The 23,084-nt window shown below is 71.7% G+C and carries 25 protein-coding genes; 10 read left to right on the top strand and 15 right to left on the bottom strand.

Going from position 1 to position 23,084, the window contains the following annotated elements:
• Window positions 1-93: 93 nt before the first annotated feature.
• Window positions 94-894, bottom strand: a complete 801-nt coding sequence (locus tag CR470_RS05210; protein WP_097866400.1) for an SDR family oxidoreductase — start codon at window positions 892-894, stop codon at window positions 94-96.
• Window positions 895-1,110: 216 nt separating this feature from the next.
• Between CR470_RS05210 and CR470_RS05205 the strand changes: the two genes are divergently transcribed.
• From CR470_RS05205 to CR470_RS05195, 3 genes are all read left to right on the top strand, one after another.
• The gene (locus CR470_RS05205; protein ID WP_097866399.1) at window positions 1,111-1,890 is read left to right on the top strand and encodes an SDR family oxidoreductase; all 780 of its coding nucleotides are present in this window, start codon (window positions 1,111-1,113) and stop codon (window positions 1,888-1,890) included.
• A 37-nt stretch (window positions 1,891-1,927) separates the two neighbouring features.
• Entirely contained in the window at window positions 1,928-2,836 is a 909-nt protein-coding gene (locus CR470_RS05200; RefSeq protein ID WP_097866398.1) for a LysR substrate-binding domain-containing protein, read from the top strand.
• Window positions 2,837-3,081: 245 nt separating this feature from the next.
• Entirely contained in the window at window positions 3,082-3,411 is a 330-nt protein-coding gene (locus tag CR470_RS05195; protein WP_097866397.1) for a hypothetical protein, read from the top strand.
• 22 nt (window positions 3,412-3,433) lie between these two features.
• Here the strand turns inward: CR470_RS05195 and CR470_RS05190 are convergent, their stop codons facing one another.
• From CR470_RS05190 to CR470_RS05180, 3 genes are all read right to left on the bottom strand, one after another.
• A complete protein-coding gene (locus tag CR470_RS05190) occupies window positions 3,434-4,879 on the bottom strand; it encodes a helix-turn-helix domain-containing protein (RefSeq protein ID WP_097866396.1) in 1,446 nt (481 codons plus the stop codon).
• 75 nt (window positions 4,880-4,954) lie between these two features.
• A complete protein-coding gene (locus CR470_RS05185; RefSeq protein ID WP_097866395.1) occupies window positions 4,955-5,761 on the bottom strand; it encodes an SAM-dependent methyltransferase in 807 nt (268 codons plus the stop codon).
• Window positions 5,736-6,605, bottom strand: coding sequence for a helix-turn-helix domain-containing protein (locus CR470_RS05180; RefSeq protein WP_097866394.1), 870 nt, complete (start codon window positions 6,603-6,605; stop codon window positions 5,736-5,738). Before CR470_RS05180 ends, CR470_RS05185 begins: the two co-directional genes overlap by 26 nt.
• 362 nt (window positions 6,606-6,967) lie before the next feature.
• Between CR470_RS05180 and CR470_RS05175 the strand changes: the two genes are divergently transcribed.
• The 3 genes from CR470_RS05175 to CR470_RS05165 all read left to right on the top strand — a co-directional run bounded on the left by CR470_RS05175 (window position 6,968) and on the right by CR470_RS05165 (window position 9,701).
• Window positions 6,968-7,375 (top strand): hypothetical protein, encoded by a 408-nt coding sequence (locus CR470_RS05175; RefSeq protein ID WP_097866393.1) that lies wholly within the window; start codon window positions 6,968-6,970, stop codon window positions 7,373-7,375.
• Between the two features lie 332 nt (window positions 7,376-7,707).
• A complete protein-coding gene (locus tag CR470_RS05170) occupies window positions 7,708-9,228 on the top strand; it encodes an FG-GAP-like repeat-containing protein (RefSeq protein ID WP_257138429.1) in 1,521 nt (506 codons plus the stop codon).
• A gap of 203 nt (window positions 9,229-9,431) precedes the next feature.
• The gene (locus CR470_RS05165; RefSeq protein ID WP_306667786.1) at window positions 9,432-9,701 is read left to right on the top strand and encodes a hypothetical protein; all 270 of its coding nucleotides are present in this window, start codon (window positions 9,432-9,434) and stop codon (window positions 9,699-9,701) included.
• A 252-nt stretch (window positions 9,702-9,953) separates the two neighbouring features.
• On the opposite strand, the gene CR470_RS05160 is transcribed toward CR470_RS05165, so the two are convergent.
• The 3 genes from CR470_RS05160 to CR470_RS05150 form a co-directional block, all read right to left on the bottom strand.
• Window positions 9,954-10,370, bottom strand: a complete 417-nt coding sequence (locus tag CR470_RS05160; protein ID WP_097866392.1) for a DUF6336 family protein — start codon at window positions 10,368-10,370, stop codon at window positions 9,954-9,956.
• 129 nt (window positions 10,371-10,499) lie between these two features.
• Window positions 10,500-11,051: a hypothetical protein gene (locus CR470_RS05155; RefSeq protein ID WP_097866391.1), complete on the bottom strand. Its 552-nt coding sequence runs from the start codon at window positions 11,049-11,051 to the stop codon at window positions 10,500-10,502.
• Window positions 11,044-11,715 carry a hypothetical protein gene (locus CR470_RS05150; RefSeq protein WP_097866390.1) on the bottom strand — a complete coding sequence of 224 codons (672 nt, stop codon included), beginning with the start codon at window positions 11,713-11,715 and terminating at the stop codon, window positions 11,044-11,046. The genes CR470_RS05155 and CR470_RS05150 overlap by 8 nt, the downstream gene beginning before the upstream one ends.
• 180 nt (window positions 11,716-11,895) lie before the next feature.
• Between CR470_RS05150 and CR470_RS05145 the strand changes: the two genes are divergently transcribed.
• Complete coding sequence (locus CR470_RS05145) at window positions 11,896-12,996, top strand: sensor histidine kinase (RefSeq protein WP_097866407.1); 1,101 nt, start codon at window positions 11,896-11,898, stop codon at window positions 12,994-12,996.
• A gap of 297 nt (window positions 12,997-13,293) precedes the next feature.
• On the opposite strand, the gene CR470_RS05135 is transcribed toward CR470_RS05145, so the two are convergent.
• Both CR470_RS05135 and CR470_RS05130 read right to left on the bottom strand, forming a co-directional pair.
• Window positions 13,294-13,623, bottom strand: coding sequence for a hypothetical protein (locus tag CR470_RS05135; RefSeq protein WP_097866389.1), 330 nt, complete (start codon window positions 13,621-13,623; stop codon window positions 13,294-13,296).
• Window positions 13,624-13,682: 59 nt separating this feature from the next.
• Window positions 13,683-14,372 (bottom strand): GmrSD restriction endonuclease domain-containing protein, encoded by a 690-nt coding sequence (locus CR470_RS05130; protein WP_373561389.1) that lies wholly within the window; start codon window positions 14,370-14,372, stop codon window positions 13,683-13,685.
• A gap of 1,131 nt (window positions 14,373-15,503) precedes the next feature.
• Between CR470_RS05130 and CR470_RS05120 the strand changes: the two genes are divergently transcribed.
• Both CR470_RS05120 and CR470_RS05115 read left to right on the top strand, forming a co-directional pair.
• Window positions 15,504-15,794, top strand: a complete 291-nt coding sequence (locus CR470_RS05120; protein WP_097866386.1) for a hypothetical protein — start codon at window positions 15,504-15,506, stop codon at window positions 15,792-15,794.
• 115 nt (window positions 15,795-15,909) lie between these two features.
• Window positions 15,910-16,164, top strand: coding sequence for a hypothetical protein (locus CR470_RS05115; protein ID WP_143663769.1), 255 nt, complete (start codon window positions 15,910-15,912; stop codon window positions 16,162-16,164).
• On the opposite strand, the gene CR470_RS05110 is transcribed toward CR470_RS05115, so the two are convergent.
• Together CR470_RS05110 and CR470_RS05105 are read right to left on the bottom strand one after the other, a co-directional pair.
• Window positions 16,104-16,886 (bottom strand): hypothetical protein, encoded by a 783-nt coding sequence (locus CR470_RS05110; protein ID WP_257138426.1) that lies wholly within the window; start codon window positions 16,884-16,886, stop codon window positions 16,104-16,106. The genes CR470_RS05115 and CR470_RS05110 overlap by 61 nt on opposite strands.
• Window positions 16,887-17,104: 218 nt before the next feature.
• Window positions 17,105-17,890: an SAM-dependent methyltransferase gene (locus tag CR470_RS05105; protein WP_097866383.1), complete on the bottom strand. Its 786-nt coding sequence runs from the start codon at window positions 17,888-17,890 to the stop codon at window positions 17,105-17,107.
• Between the two features lie 372 nt (window positions 17,891-18,262).
• Between CR470_RS05105 and CR470_RS05100 the strand changes: the two genes are divergently transcribed.
• Entirely contained in the window at window positions 18,263-19,165 is a 903-nt protein-coding gene (locus CR470_RS05100; RefSeq protein ID WP_097866382.1) for a CPBP family intramembrane glutamic endopeptidase, read from the top strand.
• A 65-nt stretch (window positions 19,166-19,230) separates the two neighbouring features.
• Here the strand turns inward: CR470_RS05100 and CR470_RS05095 are convergent, their stop codons facing one another.
• From CR470_RS05095 to CR470_RS05080, 4 genes are read right to left on the bottom strand one after another with little or no spacing between them, the layout of a single operon-like run.
• Entirely contained in the window at window positions 19,231-20,430 is a 1,200-nt protein-coding gene (locus CR470_RS05095; RefSeq protein WP_097866381.1) for an ABC transporter permease, read from the bottom strand.
• Window positions 20,427-21,287, bottom strand: coding sequence for an ABC transporter ATP-binding protein (locus CR470_RS05090; protein ID WP_097866380.1), 861 nt, complete (start codon window positions 21,285-21,287; stop codon window positions 20,427-20,429). Before CR470_RS05090 ends, CR470_RS05095 begins: the two co-directional genes overlap by 4 nt.
• On the bottom strand, window positions 21,284-22,369 hold the full coding sequence (locus CR470_RS05085) for a peptidoglycan-binding protein (RefSeq protein WP_097866379.1): 1,086 nt from the start codon (window positions 22,367-22,369) through the stop codon (window positions 21,284-21,286). The genes CR470_RS05090 and CR470_RS05085 overlap by 4 nt, the downstream gene beginning before the upstream one ends.
• Entirely contained in the window at window positions 22,366-23,010 is a 645-nt protein-coding gene (locus CR470_RS05080; protein WP_097866378.1) for a hypothetical protein, read from the bottom strand. Before CR470_RS05080 ends, CR470_RS05085 begins: the two co-directional genes overlap by 4 nt.
• Between the last annotated feature and the right edge of the window lie 74 nt (window positions 23,011-23,084).

Below are 23,084 nucleotides of genomic sequence, written 5' to 3'. Positions count from 1 at the left end.
TGGACCACGCCAGATTAGACGCTCCGTCCTGCTCGGACGCACTGACGTGACGTGCCGGTTCGCGCCCCGGCGAGCGGCGGTGCGGAACGGGGGCTAGGAAGCCGCGCCGCCGTTGCTCCTCAACAACTGGCCGTTGACCCACTGGCCTTCGGGGGAGCACAGGAATCCCACCAGGTGGGCGGTGTCCTGCGGGGTGCCGAGACGGCCGAGCGGGGTGTCCCGCACCAGGGCCTCGCGCAGCTCGTCGGTCATCCAGCCGGTGTCCACCGGGCCGGGGTTGACGACGTTCGCCGTCACCCCGAGGTGGGCCAGCTCGTGCGCGGCGGCCAGCGTGATGCGGTCCAGGGCCCCCTTGCTCGCCCCGTAGGGAAGGTTGCCCACGGTGTGGTCGCTGGTGAGCGCGACGATCCGGCCCGTCGCGGTGCCGGGCGCGCTGCGGAAGCGCAGCCCGTACTCGCGGATCAGCAGCCAGCTGGCCCGGGCGTTCACCGCGAAGTGCCGGTCGAACGCCTCCACGGTGGTGTCGAGCAGCCCCGAGTCCACGGACTCCGCGTGCGAGAGGACGAGTGCGCTCACGGGCCCGCCGAGGCGCTGTTCCGCCTCGTCGAAGATGCGCGTCGGCGCGTCGGGGTCGGACAGGTCCGCCTCGATCGCCGTCGTACGGGCCCCTGCCTCCGCCAGCTCCTTCGCGATGGACGCGGCGGCCCCGGGCTCGGCGCCCCAGTCCATCCGGCGGTCGTACGGCGTCCAGTAGGTGAAGGCGACGTCCCAGCCGGAGGCCGCCAGCCGGCGCGCGATGCCCGCGCCGATGCCGATGCTGCGGCCGACGCCCGTGATCAGGGCGATGGGGCGGACCGGTCCGGGGGCGGGCGAAGGCTGTTCGGAGGTCGTCACGCGGTGATCCTTCGTGACCCGTACGCGTACGTCAATGGCCTTTCCGGACACGCGGACGACGCCCTTGCGCCTGCGCTGACCTGCGGTGACCCATCTTCCTGGTGGGCCGACCCGATCTTTGTGTTTCCCCGGGCCGGGGGCGCGCTCCTAACGTGGTCAGCGGAAACTACGACGAACGCCGCATATCGGAATGCGGCCGGGAGAGAGGGATCCGTCATGAGTGAGCAGCAGCAGCAGCAGGAGCAGCCGCAGTCGCTGGCCGGCAGGACCGCGGTGGTCGCCGGCGGTGCGAAGAACCTCGGTGGCCTGATCAGCCGCACGCTCGGCGAGGCCGGCGCGAACGTCGTCGTCCACTACCACGGCGAGAACACCGCCGCCGATGCCGAGAAGACGGCGGAGGCCGTACGGGGCACGGGCGCGCAGGCCGTTGTCGTACGCGAGGACCTGACCCGTGTCGAGGGCGTGCGGAGCCTCTTCGACCAGGCGCTGGACGCCTTCGGCGGGGTGGACGTCGCCGTGAACACCACCGGCATGGTGCTGCGGAAGCCGATCGGCGAGACGACCGAGGAGGAGTACGACCGCATGTTCGCGATCAACTCCAAGGCGGCGTTCTTCTTCCTCCAGGAGGCTGGTGCGCGCCTCAACGACGGCGGCCGCATCGTCAGCCTGGTCACCTCGCTGCTCGCCGCCTTCACCGACGGGTACGCCACCTATGCGGGCGCGAAGGCCCCGCTGGAGCACTTCACCCGGGCGGCGGCCAAGGAGTTCGCCCCGCGCGGCATCGCCGTGAACAATGTGGCCCCGGGGCCGATGGACACGCCGTTCTTCTACCCGCAGGAGACGCCGGAGCGGGTGGAGTTCCACAAGTCCCAGGCCATGGGCGGCCGGCTGACGGAGATCGAGGACATCGCGCCGCTGGTGAAGTTCCTCGTCACCGAGGGCGGCTGGATCACCGGCCAGACGATCTTCGCCAACGGCGGCTACACCGTCCGCTGACCCGTCCGTCGTCGGCCGAGGTGTCCGGGAGGACCGCGTGAGTCTGGACCTGCGCAAGCTGGAGCATCTCGTCGCCGTCGCGGAGGAGGGCGGGTTCACCCGGGCGGCCGAACGGCTGCACCTGAGCCAGCAGGCGCTGAGCACCTCCATCCGCACCCTGGAGAGGCACGTCGGCGTCCAGCTCCTGGACCGGGGGCACCAGCACGTCACCCCGACCCCCGCCGGGCAGGCCCTCATCGACGACGCCCGCGCCCTCGGCGCCCAGGCGCTCGCCGCCCTGGACCGGGCCCGTCGCATCGGGCGCGGCGTGGCGGGCCACCTGCGCATCGGCCACACCCCGGCCGTCACCGCCGAGGAGGTCGTGGAACTGCTCACCCGCGCCCGTACGGAGGACCAGGGCATCCAGGCGCACGTCCGCCAGCTCTTCCCCGACGAACTGCGCGAGCAACTCCCCACCGGGGCCTGCGACCTGGGCCTGAGCCGCGCCATGCCCGCCGGTGCGGGCCTGACCCGGGCCCGGATCGCGGAACACCGCCTGCGGGTCGCCGTCCCCGCCGGACACCCGCTCGCCACCCGGTCCTCGGTGGCGCTGGACGACCTGCGCGGCCAGCCGCTCACGGTGTGGGGCGAGCCGGGCTCGTCCGCGTACACGGATCTCCTGATCGGCCTGTGCCGCCAGGCGGGCGTCGAACCGGACACCCGGCGCAACCCGGTCCAGGGCACCCCGCCCATCACGGCCGTCACCGCGACCGGTCGCATCGCCTTCGTCACGACGCCCCCGGGCCCGGCGGCGGGCGGCGCGGCCCACGTCGTCGACCTGGACCCGCCCGTCCAGGCCCCGGTCCACGCGCTGTGGCCCGCGCACACGACGTGTCCGGGGCGGGACCTCTTCCTCAGCCGGACCGGGGGGCTGCCCGAGGACCGGGCCGGTCACGAGACGGAGTGACGACGTGGGCGGTCTTCCCGAGGGCCCTCGGTGGAGACCGCCACCGCGAGGAGTGCGCCGCGTCGGCGCGCAACGGCTGACCGGTCTCACCCTCTCGGGGCCGCCCGCCTGATCCGCCGCCACGGGCGGGGGCACCACGGGGTTACGCGGACCGGCACGCCCGACATGCGGTGGCGGGCGTGCCGACAGAGACTCGGTGAGGATCTCCGGGACGCCCGTTCCCGGACGCGCCGAGGAGGAACACGATGACCTCATCGATCAGTGACCCGGTGGTGGAGAAGTTCGTCACCACGGTGAACGCGGGCGACAGGGAGGCCTTCTTCGCCGACGTCCTCACCGAGGACGCCACCATGTCCGACGACGGCAGCGAACGGGACCCCGCGGCCTGGACGGAGAAGGAGATCTTCTCCCCGAAGGCCAACGGCCGCATGAAGGTCGTGGACGCCTCCGACGACGGCCGCACCCTTGTCGTCGACTACACCAACGACACCTGGGGCACGATGCGGACACGCTGGGTCTTCACGGTCGCCGGCGACCGGGTCAGCCGCTTCGAGACGGGCCAGGCATCGTCCTGAGACCGGCCGCGCCCGACTCCGGTCACAGCCGGCGATAGGTGCGGCCGCCGCGCCGGGGAAGGGCCGCCGGGTCGTCGGGGCCGGTCCGGGTGGCCGACAGCGCGAGGTGGATCTCGGCGCGCACGGTGGCGTCGGCGAGGTTTCGCGCGAGGTGTTCGGCGCACTGGGAGAGCCAGTCGGTGAGGGTGGTGCGGTGGACGTGCAGTTCGGCCGCGGCGGGGGCGGTCCGGGCGTGGTGGCGCAGCCAGCAGGCCAGGGCGATCCGCAGATGTGGCTCCAGACCGCCGACCAGGCCGACGGCCCAGGTCCGGGCCGCCTCGGTGTCCAGGAGACCGTCCGGCAGCGTCTCCAGCCGGGCAGGACCGCTGCCGCTGCCGCTGTCGGGGTCGGGGGCCGGGGCGCGGAGGGCGAGCAGCAGATGCGCCCGCACGGTGGCGTCCTCCAGGTCCGCGCCGAGCAGCCGGGACAGGTCGCGTATCCGGGCCCGGACCGTGCCGGCCGACAGGCCGAGCGCGGCGGCGGCGCGGGGCTTGCTGCCGGTGCGGAGCCACACCAGGAGGAGGTGCCGGTGGGCCGGGGCCAGCGGACGCAGCACGGATCCTGCCCACCGGGCGTACGGGGAGGTGGGCAGGAGAGAGGTGAGCCGGGAGGCGCCCACGGCGTCGGCGGGGGCGATGCGGCGGTCGGGAGTGGCGCTGTGCCGGGCGGCGGCGGCGTCGCTGTGGGCGGTGGGCATCTCGGCCAGGGGCAGTGGTCCGGCCATGCCCGCGAGCAGGTGGTGCCGCTCGCTCAGTCGGGAGACCAGGCGCAGGATCCGCCCGTCGTCGCCGCCGTGGTGGAGCTCGGCGACGACCAGCTCGCCGTCCGGCCGGCCCAACAGGGTGCAGGCGTCGGCGTGCGGGGCGAGTGAGGGGCGTACGGCCCGCCAGAGAACCTCGTGGGCGGCGGGGACGTCGGCGCCGGAGAGCCGGTAGACCGTGACATGCGTGAGCCGGTCGCTGCCGAGGGTCTCGGTGACGGCCGCGGTGTGGCCGGCCAGCAGCAGCCGGATCAGGGTGGTGTGCAGCCGCATCTGTTCGCCCCGCAGCTCCGCCGCGCGTTGCCCGCGCACCTCCAGGAGGGCCGCGGTGGTCGTGGCGACGTGGCAGGTGTGTGCCGGGGGCACGGTGGGCGCCGGGGTCAGGACGAGGACGGCTCCGGCCGCCGGGACCTGCGTGCAGCGCGGGTGTTCCCGAGGGGCGGCCGCCGCGTGTACCCCGCTGGCGGCCGCGGCGGTGGGGGCGCTGTAGACGGCCCCGGCGATGGGATCGGCCAGCACCGCCCACCCCTGGACCAGGGACGCGGCCTCGGCGATCAGGTGCGCGCCGGAGCGCGTCGCCGCCCGCAGCAGCCGGTCCGCCGTCTCCCGCTCGTGCCGGGCACCCCGCGGGCCGTTGGCCTCGTGGTCGGTCGTGCCTGTGCTGCTCATGTGCGAGCCTCCGCGGACCGTGCGCGCCGCGCGCGGGGGAAGTTCCGTGCGCGGCGCGGTCGTTACGGGCGTGGGTCAGGGGATGCGGGCGACCGCACCCCACCCGGCCCGGGCCGTGGTGGTGCCGGTGTTCGCGTCGGGCCGCCAGTTCGGCCAGGACACCATGCCCGGCTCCACCATCTCCAGCCCCTCGAAGAACGCGATCGTGGTCTCCGGCTCCCGGAAGATGTACGGGATCGCGCCGCTCGCGTTGTACTCGTCCTGGACGGCGCGGTGGGCGTCGTCGGAGGCGGTGGAGTGGCTGAGCGAGAGGTAGCTGCCGGAGGGCAGGCGGTCCACCAGCCGCCGTACCAGGGACAGAGCGTCGTCCCAGTCCACGATGTGCCCGAGGACGTCACTGATCACGAGGGCGACGGGCCGGGTCAGGTCCAGGGTCTCGGCCGCCCCGGCGAGCACGGCCTCCGTGTCGCGCATGTCCGCCTCGACGTAGGCGGTCGCACCCTCGGGGGTGCTGGTCAGCAGCGCGTGGACGTGCAGGAGCACCAGGGGGTCGTGGTCGACGTAGACGATCCGGGAGTCCGGGGCTATCCGCTGGGCGACCTCGTGCGTGTTGTTCGCCGTCGGCAACCCCGCGCCCACATCGAGGAACTGGCGGATTCCGGCGTCCCGGGCGAGATGGGTGACCGTACGCCGCAGGAAGTCCCGCGACTCCTTCGCGAACGTCTCGATCAGCGGGTACTTCCCCCGGTAGGCGTCGCCCGCCGCCCGGTCCGCCGGGAAGTTGTCCTTGCCGCCGAGCCAGTAGTTCCAGACACGTGCGGAGTGCGCGACGCTCGTATCGATCTGCGCGGGCAGTTCAGGCCCATTTCCGGTCGTACTCATCCTGTAACACCTCTCCTGTTCGGGCCGGCCGCATCGCCATCACGCACGACACGTCCAGCATTCCCTGATACGTCTGCACGGGGTGGGGGCTGTCCCACACCTCCGCCGTGCCGGGGAGTCCGCCCTCCCGCACCACATGGTCGGCGATCTCCCGGATCTCCACCCGGTAGAGCGTCAGCGCCGGGACGCCGGTCAGCGGGTGCGGCGGCGCGTACTCGGGGTGCAGCTGCACCGTCACATCACCCCGCTCCGCGATCTGCTGGATCGATCGGACCTGCTCACGCATCACGTCGTCGCCGCCCACCCGGACGCGCAGCGCGGTGACGGGAAGCAGGGCCCAGAGCCGGGTCTGCTGCTCCTGGAGCCGTTTCTGACGCTCGACCAGGAAGTCCGCCCGGCGCTGCCGCCCGGCGGCGTCCCGGTCGGGGCACCGGAGCTCGTCCACGGCCATCGCGTAGGCCGGGGTCCGCAGGAGCAGCGGCACCAGCGCCGGGTCCCAGGTGCGTACGACGCCGGCGGCGGACTCGACGCTCATCAGGTCCATCAGCCAGGGAGCCATCGCATCGCGCCATGGATGCCACCAGCCGGGCATGTTGGCCGCGTTGAGCCGCCCCATGATGTCGTCGGCCTCCGCCGCACCCGCCCCGTAGGCGGCGAGCAGGGCGGACACCTGCCCCACGTCGAGGGAGGTCTGCGCCTGCTCCAGCCGCCGCAGCGTCGAGGGATGCCAACCCAGCTGCGTGGCGGCCTGGGGGACGGACAGACCGGCGCCCTCCCGCAGCCGTCGCAGGCGGGCCACCAGGACCAGATGGCGCGCCGTCCGGCCCGACCTCTCGCGCGCCACGGCTTCCCCTCCCCGCTCCGGTCCCGCTCCGGCTCGATCCATCCGACATTCCGCGCAGTCTGCGCACAGTGCACACAGCGCACCTTGCGACGGTCGCACGGCGCTCTCAAGGTAAGCATGTCCGACTCCACCACACGCCAACTCGGCGAGACCGGGCCGATCTTGTTCGCTCTGCTTCAGCTCCGCCCCCGCTGTCCCAGCTCGCCCCCCGACTGTTCCCGTCCTCCCTCCTCCCTCCTCCCTTCCTCCCTTCCTCCCTGTGTTCCCGCCCTCCCTGTTCCCTGTTCCCGCCCCAGCCCCCCGGCCGCCCCAGCCGTTCCGTGCACTGCCGTTCCGGCGGCCCGTTCTCTGGAGCCCACCGCATGAACCACCTGACCGACGTGACCGACCTGACCTGTCCGGCCCGTCCGAAGCTCCGGTCCGTCGTCGGGGCCCCGCGGTCCGTCCCGGCCCGCCCCCTCGACCTGCGCGTCCGCGCCCAGCGGATCCAGATCGACGAGCTCATCGTCGACGACCCCCGTCAGGTACTCGCCCACGCCGGGCAGGCCGCCCTCAACGACCCCGAAACGGCCGCCCTGCTGGGGCACGATCCGGCCACTCCGCTGTCGCTCCCGGCCGCGGCGGCGCTCCTGTGCGCGCTCTACGACACCGACGCCCTCACGGCCATGGGGCTGCGCCTCGCCCGCCACACCACCCGCGTCTCCGCCTCCAACCAGCAGACGGAGCCCGTCTCGCTGGTGCTGTCCACCACCCCGGGCCAGGAGGACTGAGCTTGCCGGCCGTGCTCAGGACCACATTCTGCGTAAAATTGCTACAACCTTTGCGAGGGTGACACAACTCACGTCCGCGAAGCGGTTTTTGGCATGCTTTACTCGTTGGTTATCACTTGGTCCGATCTTCCTGCGGCTGCTTTCATTCGGTGATCGGCAATGCTGGGCCAGTGGGTGGATTTCCTTCGGCGGGCTCACGCCGACGCGTCGATCCGCGTGACGGCGGGAGGGGCGTCGGGCGGGTCGGGCTCCGAGCGGCTCATCGCACCAGCCGTAGCGGACGACGCCCCTTTCCCGTCGTCCTTCGAACTACAGCAAGGATGATCCGACCCGTGCCCCGCAGACGTACACGCACCAGCACACGCCTCGTCATACTCGGAGTGGTCCTGGCAGCCACCGCAGGCTCTGCCACCTTCACCGGCACGCAGGCCGTGGCCGTTGCCGGTTCCGCGGCCCCCGCCGCTCTTCAGGCATCCACCGCACGCCTCCACATCGGTGAAGGCGACACCGCCCGCTCCTGTTCCGGCGCGCTGGTCGACCGCCAGTGGGTGCTGACCGCGGCGAGCTGCTTCTCCGCCAACCCTGGCGGATCGGTGGAGATCCCCGCGGGCAAGCCCGCCCTGAAGACCATGGCGACCATCGGCCGCAGCTCGCTGTCGGGCACCGTCGGACACGTCTCCGAAGTCGTCGAGCTGATCCCCTCCGCCGGCCGCGACCTGGTCATGGCTCGTATCGCCGCGCCCGCCGCCGGCATCACGCCCTTCGTGGTGAGCGCCTCTCCCGCGGCCCAGGCCGACACCCTGCGGGCGGTCGGCTTCGGCCGCACCAAGACGGAGTGGGTGCCGGACACGGCCCACGCGGCATCGATGACGGTGGGTTCGGTCTCCGCCACCGAGCTGTCCTTGACCGGCGCCACGGTGAACGACGCGCTGTGCAAAGGCGACACCGGGGCTCCGCTGCTGAGGGACACCGCCGGCGGCGTCGAACTCCAGGGCATCGCCACCCGCTCCTTCCAGGGCGGCTGCCTGGGTGTGACCGAGACCCGCACCGATGCCCTCGCCACGCGCACCGACGACGTGACCGACTGGATCGCTACGACCGTGAAGCGGTCGTGGGCGCTGCTGATGACGTCCACCGACTTCAACGGCGACGGCAAGGGCGACCTGCTCGCCGTCGACGCGGACGACGAGCTCCTCTACCTCCACCCCAGTGACGGCCAGGGCGGATTCGGCGCGCCCGCCAAGGTCAGCCCGGGCCGGTGGAGCGGGATGCGCATGCTGAGCACCGCCGACTTCACCGGAGACGGCAAGCCGGACATCCTCGGCACCCACACCGGCGGCAGCCTCTACCTCTACCCCGGCAACGGGACGGGCGGGGTCACCGGGTCCTCGGTCGTCGGCACTGGATGGAACAACTTCCGCCTGCTCGGCGCCGGTGACTTCAATGGTGACAAGAAGGCCGACCTGATGGCCCTCCACACCAACGGCACCCTCTACTTCTACGCGGGCAAGGGCAACGGCTTCGCCGCCGGTGTCCAGGCCGGTACCGGATGGGACGGCATGCGTATGATCGCCGGCGGTGAGTTCACCGGCGACGGCCGGATCGACATCTACGCCGTGCACGACAATGGCAGCCTGAACCTCTACGAGGGCAAGGGCAACGGCACCTTCAGCGCCGGCGTCAAGACCGGTGACGGCTGGCAGAACATCCGTCTGCTCGACTCCTCGGACTTCAACGCCGACAAGAAGCACGACCTCGTCGCCCTGCACGCCAACGGCAACATTCTCGCCTACCCGGGCAAGGGCAACGGCAGCTTCGGCACCCCCGTCATCACCCCGCCGCCGGCCAACTAGTCCCACCAGCACCGCATGTCGTACCCCGTAACCGCCTCCGCCGCCAGCCTCGAAGGGCTGGTGGCGGAGGCGTTGCGGTAGTCGTCCCACGGGTGTCCCGGGGCGCCGGCGCGAGCGAGCAGCGTCCACGGCGATCGGGCATTCCCACGGATCGCTCACCGTGGGTACGGCAGCCAAGGAGTCCGGCGGGATCCCGTGCGTCGATGACCGGCAGCTGCGACGTGACGCGCTACCGGACTGTGATGACGGTCGTCTCCGAACAGCGTCGAGGCAACTTCCTCGGCGTGGTCGAGCGTTTCTGGAGAGCGAGCGACAACCGGATCAAGATGGTGAATCCGAGCAAGGACCTGCCCACGATCATCGCCTCGTCCCCGGACGGCTTCGGCATCGAAGTCAAGTCCGGCTACAAGGGGCAGGCGTTCTTCGAGGTCACCAGCCCTGCGTTGACGAGTCGAAGGTGGCCGCGCCCATGAAGGTGGCCAACGGCCGCGCGTACGAGGGAGAGCTCCCCACCCCCAATGCCTATCCGACTTCTGGGCCGCCGAGACCCCGGTACCGGTGGGGCCTGCCCCCTCGTCCTGACCGCTGACCTGCCGCGGCCGCATTCCCCGGAGAGCCGGACGTGCCCCTGGTGCTCAAGGGCGGCATGTACGGGGCGTCCCGAGGCGCGCTGGGAGGTTCCCGGGCACCTGATCGCACGGTTCCGAGCGGCGGCGGCAGTACCCTCAAGCCCCCCTCAACCAGGAGCCGTACGCCGCCGACGCGACGAGTTCGCCCAGACCGTAGGCGAACGGAACAGGGACCAGCAGGAAGGTGCCGGCGCGGACCAGGGACGGTCCGACGACGGAGACCACTTCATGGGGGCCGGTCGTCGTGAAGAAGTCCCGCCAGCGCAGGATGTCACCGAGGCTGCACGCCCAGAAGAACAGCCCGATCACCAAGAAGACCGCGCCCGTCACCAGTCCCAGATAGGTGGTCGCTTCCAGCAGGTCGAGGCGGGTGTCGTGCTCCCGCACGGTGAATACGGCGACGGCCACGCAGACCGCGGCCCCCACGCCGTACGCCGCGCCGCGCGCCATGACGCCGCTCAGGCGCAGACGCGGTTCGAGTGCCCCGTTCGCGTCTCTGCTCATGCGGATCATGTGCTGCTCCCTGTCGTCACCGCCGCCGCCGTGCCGGGTGATTCTCCATGTCCACCGGCATCAGCTGCCTCTGCACGGTGTCGTAACCGGGCCGCACCCGCAAGGTGGGCCCGGTCGGCCTTCGAGGGCTCAGCGGCACCGCCCCGGGCGTCGGCGGAGGTAGTAGGCCGCCGTGACCACCGCGAGCAGCGGGCCCCAGGCCAGCAGAGGGAGATAGCAGGCGGTCATCAGCCAGTAGTGGAATCCGTCGGGGGACCCGGCGGCCCCCATGTTGTCCGCGTCGTTCCAGTTGAACGCGCCGCTCACCGTGATGAGAGTGACGAGCGCCGCGCCGAGCGACGCGGGGATCACCGCCGCCGGTACGGGGATTCTCCGGCCGCCCAGGGCAGGCACCCAGTGCGGGAACTCCTCACCCCATCGGTGGACCAGGCCCAGGGTGAGCAGTCCGAGTGCCTCGGCCAGCAGGCTGAGGCCGATGAGGTAGAAGGACTCGGTGCTGGGGAAGTTGTCCGGGCTGAGGTTCTCCTCGGTGAAGCCGGAGTCCCAGCCGAAGGCGATGGCGACGCGCCACAGCCCGGTAGGCACCAGGGTCAGCGCGGCGGCGTGCGCCGCACAGCGGATGGAACGGGGGACGCGGGGCACGGCGGTGACGGCCGTTCCGGCGACCAGGGTGTCAGCCACGGCGGGCCGTCGCCCCTGGCTGCGTGGGAGACTTGGTGATCTCGGCGTGGACGACCTCGTAGCCGCCCTTGATCACGGTCGTGAACGGTGCGGGCGCCATGCACGTACCTGCCCGCGGACTTACGGGCAGGCCGTTCTCGTCCACGTTCTCCGGGTCGACGTTCACCACCCCCCAGGAGAAGCCGAGCCGGTCCGGCTCGCCCCTGCCGCCCTGCTGCACGCTGATGCCCAGCCGGGCGCCGATCTCCTCGACGTTCGACTTCGTCACGACTGCGGTCAGGGTCGCCGTCCGGCCGCTGGTGACCAGGCAGTCCACCCGGGCCTCCGCCCACCCCGCGGCTCCGCTCCGGGAGGTGTGGGAGAGCTTCAGGGTGCCTCGGGCGTCCGTGGACAGGCCCTGGGGGGCCTTGGGGGGCATCGGCCGGGTGAATGGCGTCTGTTCGGCGTGGATGGTGAAGCGGATGTCGTCGTCGACCGACTCGATGTAGGAGATGCGCGCTTCCCCGTGGACGCTCGCGTTCTTCACCGGCTTCTTCCCGGCGGACGCAGACGCGGACGCGGACGTGGACGTGGACGTGGCAGGGGCTGCGGGAGCGGGCCCGGCCGCGACCAGCCCGGTGACGACGGCGACGATCGCCGTAGTGCCGATTGCGGTGTTGCGCATGATGAACTCCCAAGAGATGAAGGGTGTTTGTGGTGCCGTGGTCGGTCGGACGGCTCAAGCCTCACCGTCGGCGCTCCGCGATTCCATCGGCCGATCGGCACGGAGATCACGCCGCCGGCCGCCTCATCTATGCCGTTCGGCAGAGAGCCCCGCCAGCGCGCCCGCTCGTACGCTGATCACATGTGGGAATCAACCGGCCCGGCCGGCCAGGCGTTCGGTGCTCTGCCGTCGCTCGCGGCAGCGGGCGCGCTGGTGTGGGCCGTCGCCCGCCCCCGTGCCGCGCTCCGTCAGCGGCTCGGCCGCCTCGCCCACCCGACCACGGTCTGCGCGGCCCTCTCCCTGATCACCACCTCCGCCTTGCCGACGGCTGGTTTCGCCTCCGTCTGGAAGCTGGTGGAGGTCGCCTTCCTGCTGATCCTCCTGACCCTGATCACCCGCTGGTCACCCCCGCGCGAGCTCCGGCAGGCCCTCCCGGCGGCCGCCCTCGCGGTGACCGTCTGGCCGCTGGTGCTGGTCCCCGACGAGTCCTTCCTGGAGTCCATCGGCATCGCCACCTTCTGGCTTCTTCCCGCAGCGGCCGCCGTGGCGGCCGGCGCCCACCTCCGCCGCCAGGAAGCGCGTCGTCGGCGAGCGGTGGCCGAGGCCCGCAGCGCCCAGCGACTACAGCTCTCCCGCGACCTGCACGACTTCGTCGCCCATGACATCAGCGGGATCGTCGTCCAGGCCCAGGCGGCGCGTTTCGTCGCCGCCACCGACCTCTCCCAGGCGATGCTCGCCCTGGAAAGCATCGAGAAGGCGGGCCTGAGCGCCCTGGCCGCGATGGACCGGACGGTGGAGATGCTGCACGGTCCGGATGCTCCCACCACCGAACCGCTCCCCGACATCTCCCAACTAGGTGCTCTGATCGCGAACTTCACCTCGGCGGGAGCCACCGAGGCGCATCTGGATCTGCCTCCGGCGGTCACGGAAGTGCTCTCCCGCGAGGCGGGCACCGCCGCCTACCGCATCGTCGTCGAGGCGCTGACCAACATCCGCCGGCACGCCCCTGACGCCTCCCGCGCCACCGTCGCGTTCGTGCCGACGGCCACCACGGTGGAGATCCGGGTCACCAACGACCGCAGTGCCCGCGCCCCGGCCCGCCGCCGCGCCTCCCGGGGCGGCCTGGGCCTCCCCGCTCTCACCGAGCACGCACAGGCCCTCGGCGGGACCCTCTCGGCGGGGCCGTACGGTGACGACGGCTGGCGTCTCACCGCCGTCCTGCCCGCCACGCCGCGCGGGTGAGCGACTTCCGGTGCCAACTGCCCCGGCGTTGCTCAGGGTGCGGCGAAATCCTGCAGTTCACCGGCCCCCACGCCCGGCCCGGCGTCCGCTCCGGTCTCGGTGAGCGCAGCATGTACTTCCTGCTCGCACCCGGCACCCGGCACCCCGCACCCGGCACGTGGCGCTGGACTGGCGGTCGCTGCCCACGGTCCAGGACCCCTCCATGGACAGCGGGTTGCTGCACGAGATGGCCTGGCTGGGGGGCGGGGTGTGCCGTGAGGAAGTGATGGTGCCGGCGGCGCGTGGCCCGCTCGTGCCTCAGCCGGCGCTGCCCGATCGGAAGCCGCGATCCTGAATCACCGGGAACGTTGCCTCGGCAGTGGCAAGCCACGCATCGATCGCGTCGTGCGAGGACCGGATGGCGCTGATCAGTTCACTGAGGGCGTCCAGCTTCTGCTTGCCGACGTTCAGGTGCAGCTCCTCAAGCGAGACTTCCTGGTACGGCATGATCAGCTGCCACCAGAAGCGCATCAGGTGGCGACATTCCTGCGGCTCCCGGTCGTCCGCGAGGCGACTGTGAACCACTGCTTGGACGCACTGCCGCTGGTCGTCATCGCGAAAGCCGTCCTTCAAGTCGGTCAAGGTCACGGCCGAACGGTACCCATCCCGCCCGGCGGCACGCTATGAGGTCGCTCCGCAAGGAGGTCTCAGACCGGTTCACCGGCTGGTGTGTAGCGGACGACGGTGTCCTCGCACGGCCCCTCGGCGTACACCTTCAGCGCTTCCAGCTCGCGGTCGTCCGCGGTGAGCTGCCAGCGGAGCTTGGTCGACACCCATTCCCCCGTATACCGGCACTGGACTTCCGGGGACGGCGGCATCCAGTCCGCCGGGTCCTTGTCCGCCTTCTGCCGGTTGGTGCGCGCTGTCACCACGACCAGGGAGACTTCCGCCCCCTGGTCGTTCGCGTAGGCCTCCCGCCGCGTCGCAGTCCACGCGGAGGCGCCCGAATCCCAGGCCTCGGCGGGCGCGACCATGTGGGCGACCTCCAGGGACCCGGTGCCGGTGACCTCCTGGCCGTCGAAGTAGGACGTCCACCCGCCGCCGGTCAGCACGCAGTTGGCCTCCACGGCCGGTGCGACGACGGCTTCGGCGAGGAGGACTTCGGCTCGGGTGTCGCAGCCGTCCGTCGTGTCCTCGCCCGCGTTCCAGTGCCGGAACGACGAAGGGGTGTAGCCGGCGCGGTTCTCCTCGGTCACCTTCAGCAGGCCGACCGCGTCGGCCAGGGGCATCACCTCCGCGGCCGGAGCGGCCTGGGCGGCCTGCGCTGCGGGTGGCGGGAGAAGGGGTACGAGGGCGAGGGAGAGCGCGCTGATACCGCGCACGAGGTTCCTGATCACCACCGCGTTCTACCGGTCGCCCTCCGCCCCGGCCCAGCCCGGACGACCGCAATCACCTGCCCGGGTCAGCGAGTTCACCGGAGGAACGCTTCCCCAACCCGTCTTCTCCCTTTCCCCTTCCCTCTCCCCCAATGCCTCCACCGACTACACCTTCCGGGTGGCGACCCGGTCTCCGGTCGACCAAACTGAAGATCAGCGCATCGCCGAAGGGCTCGGTCCGCTGGTGCCGCTTCGACCACCGCCAGGACGGATCAGGCGTCGCGGCGCTGGAGCACCAGACATCCACCCGGCAGAGCCGCGTCCTCCGCGGCACCGTCACAGTCGCCGCAATCCGACTCCGGCTTCAGACCTCACCTGTTCTCCGTGCGTCATAGTGAAGACGACGACGCCCCGGCCGCAGGACGCCATGCGGCCGGCCAAGCCACTTCTCGTGCAACAGCCCCTGAAACACCGAGGTTTGCCCGAGCGTGTTCAACATAGCGACTCCGAGCATCCCGGAACTCCAGATACGCCTGATCCCAGTTCTGTTCGACTTCTGTGGCAACGCCCCGAGCCAGGCACTCCAACCGCCACAAGCAGTGGTCCAGGGTCTTGGACGCGGTGTTCGTCTCTGTGTCACCAAGCAGCCCGAGCGTTTCCGACAGCGCAGAACGGCGAGACTCCAACTGGCTCAGATCCGAAAGAACTTCGGGTGTCGGATCCAATGGCACGGGCCCTGACACCAACCCGCGGGCGGCTGCGATCATCTGGCAGCGAGCCGCTACCTCTTTGACGGCGTGAGCGTAATCGGCATAGGCAGTCAAGCGGTGCTCGTCCCATCGTACGGCTTGCTGTCTGCGCCACCTCGTACGCTCGTTCACGCTGCTCACCAGGAACGACGTGACAGCCCCCAGGGCGACACCCACGAGCGGAAGTATCTGGCCGGTCAGACTCACAATGGACTCCCGATCAAGTAGTACAGCAACTACCCAATCCTTTCCGCGGCAGCCGTGCAGCACAACACCCGTCAGAGCAGCCGACGGTGGTCCGCGGGGCGGGGCCTAGGCAGTATCGCGACGCCGATGGCGAACGAGCAGATCAGCGTACGCTTCCTCGGGGGGCGCGCTGTTCGTCTGCGCGACGTGGCTGAGCATGGCCCTCACCGGCCTTGACGACCCGGCACAGCGAGCCATCGTCGTGGTGAGCGTCGGCCGGTCCCTCATGGTGCTGATCGGATCGATCGGAACCGTACTGATCAGTTGCCTCCTGCTGATGGTCGTCGGCCTGTTCTTCCCGCTCTGGGTCGGGTCGTACGACGTCCGCGTCGTCGATCTGCTGCTCGGCGTCGGCGGCTTCGCGGCAGGCGGTTTCCGTGAGCCTGGTGCGAATGGCTGCGTCCTGATCCCGGGGAACGCAAGGAGAAACGGCGTCGTCGGGGCGTGATCGGTGAGTGCCCGCCGCGAGCGCATCCCAGCCGCCGGCCAGCGGCCACCGGAGAGGATCCTGCAGAGACGCGGGGACACGTTTGCCCGCAGTGGTGAAGGTGATGGTCCCGGCAATGACCACGTTCTCCTGCCGGCCGCCGGAGATCCCGCAACTCGTCTCCGGCACTTCCCCGCGGATGCCCGCTCCACACCCTCCCCGGCTCCGCCCGCTCCTTCCGGGCCCGGCCTCGTACTCCACGATCCGGGCCACAGCCGCGGGCGAGACGGACGTCCAGCAGCCCGTCCGCCACCTTGCCGCCGGCCACGCCTACCGGATGGCGACCCGGTCCCCGGTCGACGAGCTGCCGCCGGCCGTGGAGTTGCCGTAGTACGTCCAGCGCCACGTGCCTGCCCCGGTGGCCTTCACCGTGGTCTTGAGCACTCCCGTCCTGCTCGACTTCGCCTTCTTGACCGTCTTGTACGACGAGGAGCCCGCCGCCTTGAACTGCAGGCTCACCGAGCGGCCCCCGTACCCCTGGTACGTGTGGGTGTCCCAGTTCGCCCGGGTGACCTTTCCGGTGACGGTGAGCGTCTTGCCCTTCACGACCGGCTCCGGCGAGGCGTTGACCGTGACACGCGTGGCCCGCTTCAGCTGCACGGCGTGGTCCTCGTCGTCAACGTCCTGGGAGTCCTTGGGGAGGAAGAGCCGCGCGGCGGTCCGCCAGGTGCCGGCGTCCTCGTTCCCGAAGTCGGTGTGCCGCGGGTCGATGTACAGCCATTCCTCGAAGTCGCAGGTTCCCTGAGCCTTGTTCACGACCTTGCAGTCACTACCGATGATGGCCGTGTGCATCGTGTCCATGTTGCTCAGCTTTCCCCGGTAGGGGAACACCGACGGCGAGGACGTGTGCTTGAGCTTGGTCGTCATCCGGAAGGTCGCGTACACCTCGACCTCCTTCTTGACCCCGATCACGATCGGCTTCCCGCCGTTCACCGTGACCCTGGAGAAGGCGACCCCGCCCTCCGCCGCTCCGGCCGGTGCGGCCGCCGCCACTCCGGTGAGCACGGCGGCGGCCGCACCGGCCACCACCGCTCTCCGCGTCGTTCTCTTCACTTCGAACCTGTCCTCTCCCCTGCCGCCCGGGGCCGCGCGCGCAGGCGCGCGCCTGCCCGAGGGTTTCCTCGCGGCTGACTGTGGGACCGGGGAGGGGGGTGCGCGGTTGTGCGCGGCGCGGCAACGATTTGATCACCGCGGCGCGGTCTCGCTCCGTCCCGGCGCCGGGCCAGGTGCCGTGTGGTTCAGCGCCTTCCCGAGGGGCAGGGTCCTCCCGGTTACGGGAGCCGGGCCACCGCCACGTAGATACCGCTGTGCTCCTGGGCGGGGGCGGGGGTGCCGTTGAACCACTCCGGGGCCTTCACCAGGCCGGGTGCGACGATCTCCAGGCCCTCGAAGAACCGCGAGAACTCCTCACGGGTCCGCAGGGACAGTTGGATGCCGCCCTTCTTGTACTCGTCCTCGCTCTGCCGTCCGAGCTGCTGGTTCACGTCGGACGCGCCGTGGGACAGCACGACGTAACTCCCGGGCGCCATGGCGCTCGTGAACGTACGGACGATGCCGATCGGGTCCTCGGCGTCCGGCAGGAAGTGGAGGAGGCCGAGGAGCGACAGGGCGATCGGGCGGTCGAAGTCCAGGGTCTCGCGGGCTGCGTCGAGGATGATCGCGGGCTCGCGGACGTCGGCGTGGACGTAGTTGGTGACGCCCTCGGGCCGGCTGATCAGCAGGGCTTCCGCGTGGCGCAGGACGATGGGGTCGTTGTCGCAGTAGACGACCCGGGCGGACGGGCGGATCTCCTGGGCCGTCTGGTGCAGGTTCGGCGCGGTGGGGATGCCCGTCCCGATGTCGAGGAACTGCGTCACGCCCTCGCCCGCCAGCCAGGCCGTCGAGCGGTTCATGAACGCGCGCTGCTGGTGGGCGCCGATCTTCGCCTCGACGGGCAGGAGCTCGGCCATCGCCTGATCCACCAGGTAGTTGTCCTTGCCCCCGAGGAGCGCGTCGTAGACCCGGGCCGAGTGGGGTTTGCTGGTGTCGATCGGAGGGTGGGGCGTCGCTGCCGTCATGCCGGACTCCTGATACACGTGGTGTGGACCATTCGGTCGACGCAGTCTGCCACAGCAACCCCGGTGGGCGTTCGGGCTTCGTCGCCCGCACTGCACCCGCGCCGCGCCCCCACCGCGCCCGCGTCGCGTGTTCCGGCTCGCCGCGCCGCGTGTTCGCCCTGCCGGACCCCTGCGTTGACCCGTACGGCGTGCGCGCCGAAGATCGCTGGTGTGAACCCCCCTTCTGACATGCCGCCGCCCCCGCCCTCGTCACCCCCGCCCTCGTCGCCCTGGTCGCCGCCGTCCTCGGCGGCCGAGCCGCCCCGTCCGCCCGACCCCGCCCGGCAGGGCTGGGACCGGCCCCCGGAGTGGAGCCGCCCGGCATCCGGGCCGGTGCGTGCACCCTCGGGCTCCCGCTACGACGAGCAGGGGCGCAACGGTCAGGGCGGACGGTTCGGCTGGCTGGGCGAACTGCTGCTCGCCCTCGTGCTGGTCGTGCTGGGCGTGCTGGCCGTCAGTGCGGTCGGCGCGGTCATCGCCCACGTGCTGGACGCGGGGCCCGCCTCGCCGGACAGCGAGGTCTTCTTCGAGGACCCGGTCGCGGATCTGGCCGTACAGCTTTTCGGCATCGCGATCGGCATACCCATCGTCCTGTGGGTCGCCCGCGGCCTCGGCCGGCGACCGGCCGGGACCGTGTCCTCCGTCCTCGGGCGGCTGCGCTGGGGCTGGGTGGGCCGCTGCGCCGCCGTGGGCTTCCCGTTGATGGCCGTGCAGATGGGCCTGCTGATCGCCTGGACCTGGGACGCGGAACCGCTCACGGAGGCCGGTACCGGCTTCCCGGGCTGGCCGTACTTTCTGCTGAGCCTGGCCGTGGTGCTGGCGCTCGTCCCGTTCCAGGCCGCCGCAGAGGAGTACATCTTCCGGGGCTGGCTGGTCCAGGTCATCGGCCGGGTCGTGCGTTCGCCCTGGCCCGCGATCGTCCTCGCGTCCCTTCTGTTCGCCCTGGCCCACGGGTTCGGCGAACTCTCCGGCTTCCTCCTGCTGCTCTACTCGGCACTGTGGTGGGGCTGGCTGGTGATCCGTACCGGCGGTCTCGAAGCGGTGATCGTCCTGCACGTCGCCAACAACGTGCTGGCGTTCGGCCTGGCGGCGGGCTTCGGGGTACTCGACGACAGCGGCACCGCGGCCGACGCCCCGTGGCAGGCCCTCGTCCTCGAACTGGTCTTCGCCCCGCTGTACTGCCTGACCATGGCGAAGATCGCCGAGCGCCGCGGCATCGAGCGGGTCAGCCCCTGACCCGGGTGGGCTCCTGACCCGCTGCGGTCCTCCTGACCCGGGTGGGCTCCTGACCTCGGACGTCCTCACGTCGCGTTCAGCGCCACCGTCGGGTGCAGGCGGGAGGCACGGATCGCCGGGTAGAGGCCCGCGACCACGCCGATCAGCAGGGTCGCGGTCAGGCCGCCCGCCAGGGACCAGGGCGGGACCACCGTCGTCCACCCCTGCGCCCGCGCGAACCCGTACGTGGCCACCGAGCCCAGCAACGCGCCCGCGACGCCGCCCAGCGCGGACAGGAGCAGCGACTCGGTCAGGAACTGGAGCCGGATCGCGTTGCGCGTCGCCCCCAGCGAGCGGCGCAGGCCGATCTCCTGCCGGCGCTCCAGCACGGAGATCACCATCGTGTTGGCGACGCCCACCCCGCCGACCAGGAGGGCCACCGCGCCGAGCCCGAGCATCAGGGCCGTCAGCCCCTTGTCGGCGGCGGCGCGGGCTGCCAGCGCGTCCGAGGGGCGCGAGACCCGGACGTCGGCCTCGTTGCCGGGGCTGACCGTGCGGGCCAGCACCGCCCGTACGTCCTCGACGGAGGCGTCCGTGGAGCGCTCGAAGATCGTGGTGGGGCGGCCGTCGAAGCCGAAGTGGCGTGCCGCGGCGGGGAACCCGATCAGGGCCACCCGGTCCAGGGTCGGGACCAGCTCGACGGGTTCGAGGATCCCGACGACGACGAACCGGGTGTCGTTCAGCATGATCGTCTCGCCGGGGCGGGTGATGCCGAGGCGGTCCGCCGCCACCGCGCCCAGGACGGTGGTGGGCAGGCGCTCGCCTGCCGGGGTCAGCCAGGTGCCCCGCGCCACCTCGCCACCGAGCGTGGAGAGCAGATCGGTCCGGGCCGCCTGGGTGGTGACCCCGGCGGTGCGCTCCTCGGGGACGACGTCGCTGCGGCGGATGCGGGCGTCGACCTCGGCGGTGGCCGTGGCGTGCCGCACCGGGCCGATCCGCTCGACCATCGCCACCGCGTTCCTGGGCAGTTGGACCGTGCCCTTGAGCGGGTCCTCGCCCGCCTCGGCGGTGAGGAGGTTGGTGCCGAGACGGTCGAGCCGGGACATCAGGTCCGCGCGGCTCGACTCGGACAGGCCGACGACCGCGACCATCGTCGCGATGCCGATGGCGATCCCGAGCGCCGAGAGCACCACCCGGGCCCGGCGCGCCCGCAGGCCGACCGCACCGACGCGCAGGACGTCCCGGGGGGAGAGACGGGCGGGCTTGAGGTCGTGGGTACGGGTCACGCGTCGGCCTCCTTACGCGGAGTGGAGCGGCGGTCGTCCGGTGTACGTGCGCAGGAGCGTTCGTCCGCCACGATCTCGCCGTCCCTGAAGCGGACCCGGCGCGGCAGCGAGGCCGCGATCCCGTGATCGTGGGTGATCACGCACACCGTGGTGCCGGACGCGTTCAGCTCGTGCAGCAGCTCCATGACGATCTCGCCCGATGCGGTGTCCAGCGCCCCGGTCGGCTCGTCCGCCAGCAGCAGCCGGACCTCTCCCACCAGGGCGCGGGCGATGGCCACGCGCTGCTTCTCGCCGCCGGACAGCTCGTTCGGGGTGTGCGAGGCCCGGTGGTCCAGCCGTACGCGGGCCAGCGCCTCGCGCGCCCGGTTGCGCCGCTCCCGGGAGGAGACGCCCGTGTACAGCAGCCCGTCGGCGACGTTGTCCAGCGCGTCGCGGCCCGCCGCCAGGTGGAAGTGCTGGAACACGAAGCCGATGTGGCGGGCGCGCAGGGCGGAGAGACGGGCGTCGGAGAGCGCGGACACGTCGTATCCGGCGACCCGGACCGTACCCGTGGTGGGCCGGTCCAGGGTGCCCATGATGTTGAGCATCGTGGACTTCCCGGAGCCGGACGGGCCGACCACCGCGAGGAGTTCGCCCTCGTGGACCGTGAGGTTCACGGCGCGCAGGGCGTGGACGCCGCCGGGGTAGGACTTCGTGGCGTTCCGGAGTTCGACGACGGGAGCGGCGGTGGGGGCGGCGCCAAAGGCGGCGGGGGCGCCAAGGGCGGCGGGGGCGCCGAAGGCAGCGGCAGCGGCGGGGGCCGGGGCCGGGGCAGGCGAGAGCGGGGAGGGCCGTGGGTCCGGGGGCGGCTGTGTCATGGCTTCGCCACCCCCACCTTCATGCCCTCGCGCAGTTCCGCGCCGCTGACCTCGATCTGCCCGTCGGCCGTCATGCCCGTCTCCACCCGGACCATCGTGGAGGTCGCACCCCGGACGATCTGGAGCCCGTACCCCCCGTTCTCGCCGCGCAGCGCCACCACCGCCTCGACCGGCACCGCGAGGACCCCCTCGCGGGCCTCGCTGACGAACGTCACGCTCGCCGCCGCCTCGGCGTCCTCTCCGGAGGCCGCGCCGGGGCCTCCGTCGAGGACGACCTCGACGGTGATGCCCTCCTGGGCCTCGGCCTCGGCGCCGCCCTCCTCGGGGCGTACCGTCCCGGCGACCTTCCCGCCCACGGTCTTCCCGCTGGGCAGGGCCACCTCCACCTTCGTGCCGCGCGCGGTGAGCGCGCCGTCGGCCTGGTCCAGGAGGGCCCGGACGACCGGCTTGGTGGAGGCGATCGTCAGGACGGGCCCGTCCGGCCCGACCTGGTCGGCGAGGGCCGCGTCGGCGGAGACCACCTTGACCTCGCCGGGCTGGAAGACGACGTCGCCCCGGCCGACCCTGCCGGTGGTCTCCCGGTTGAGGTGCTTCTGCCACCGCTTGACGGCGGCCTCGGTGTCCTTGCCGTACTCCGTGTCGACGTACAACCCGTCCCCGTAACCCAAGTCCCGCAGGTTGCGCTCCAGTTGGAGGACGTCGCTGCCCCGGTCGCCCGTCTTCATCCCGCGGAACGCCGGGACCGGCCCGTAGAGGAGCGTGACCGGCTTGTCGTTCAGCTCGTACAGCGCCTGCCCTCGCGTCACGGTCTTCCCCTCGGAGGCCGCCACCGTGACCGTGCCCTCCACGGCGGCCTTGACGGCGCGGCGCTGGGCGAAGTCGATCCTGCCGTCGACGGTCTTGGAGAGGACGAGGTCGGTGCGGACGACGGCGGCCGTGGCGGGCGGCAGGCCGTCGCCCCTGCCGGAGGCGTTCGCGTCGTCGCCCTTCCCGAGGAACGGAACGCCTCCGGAGAGACCGACGGCGACCACGACGGCGGCGGTCACCGCGCCGAGCGCGACATAGGGGGTACGGCGCTTCACTGCATGCCGTCCAGGCCGTCGAGGAGCTTCGACGCGCACGCCTCCCGGGCCTCCTTGTACGCCGGTGACTCGGGGTCGTAGACCGGGGAGGCCGGGTTCGGGTCGCCGCCGGGTACCGCGTTGCCGCCGGACATCACCGGGTTGGTGAACCGGCTGATGCCGTTGTCCCGCATGCATTGGGCGTGCGCGAGCATCGACTCGTAGGACTTCTGCTGGTCGCGCTTGGGCTCGACCGCCATGGACGCCTGGAGCTCGTCCACGCAGACGTTGTTCTTTCCGGCCTTGATGCCCTCGTTGCGGCCGGGCTGGGAGCCGATCCGGTTGATCTCGTCCCAGTCGAGGTGGCCGCTGAGCTTGGGGTCGGGGTAGTCCTTGTAGCCGCCCTTGGCGCGCATGCACTGGACGAACGCGACCTGGGCGTCGTAGTAGGCGCTCTTGCCGGCGGGCTTCGTGCTCGGGGTGCTCGGGGTGCTCGCGGCCTCGGAGGACCCGCTCTTCGGGGACGGTACGTCGGCGACGGCGTCGTGGCCCCTGGTCCCGGTGGCGTCGTCGCTGCCGCCGCAGGCGACGGTGAGGGCGAGTACGGGCACGGCCACGAAGGCGGCCAGGCGGAGCCCGGCGGTGGTGGTGGAGAAGCTCATGGGCCTCACGCTGGCCGCCGAGGATGACGGCCCGTCCATGGCCACGTGATGGGAAGGTAACAATGCCTCCGACC

This window comes from Streptomyces sp. rh34, assembly GCF_002551245.1.
Lineage (GTDB): Bacteria > Actinomycetota > Actinomycetes > Streptomycetales > Streptomycetaceae > Streptomyces.
Note: the sequence above shows the minus strand (reverse complement) of the source record. Positions and strands in the feature narration are given on the sequence as shown.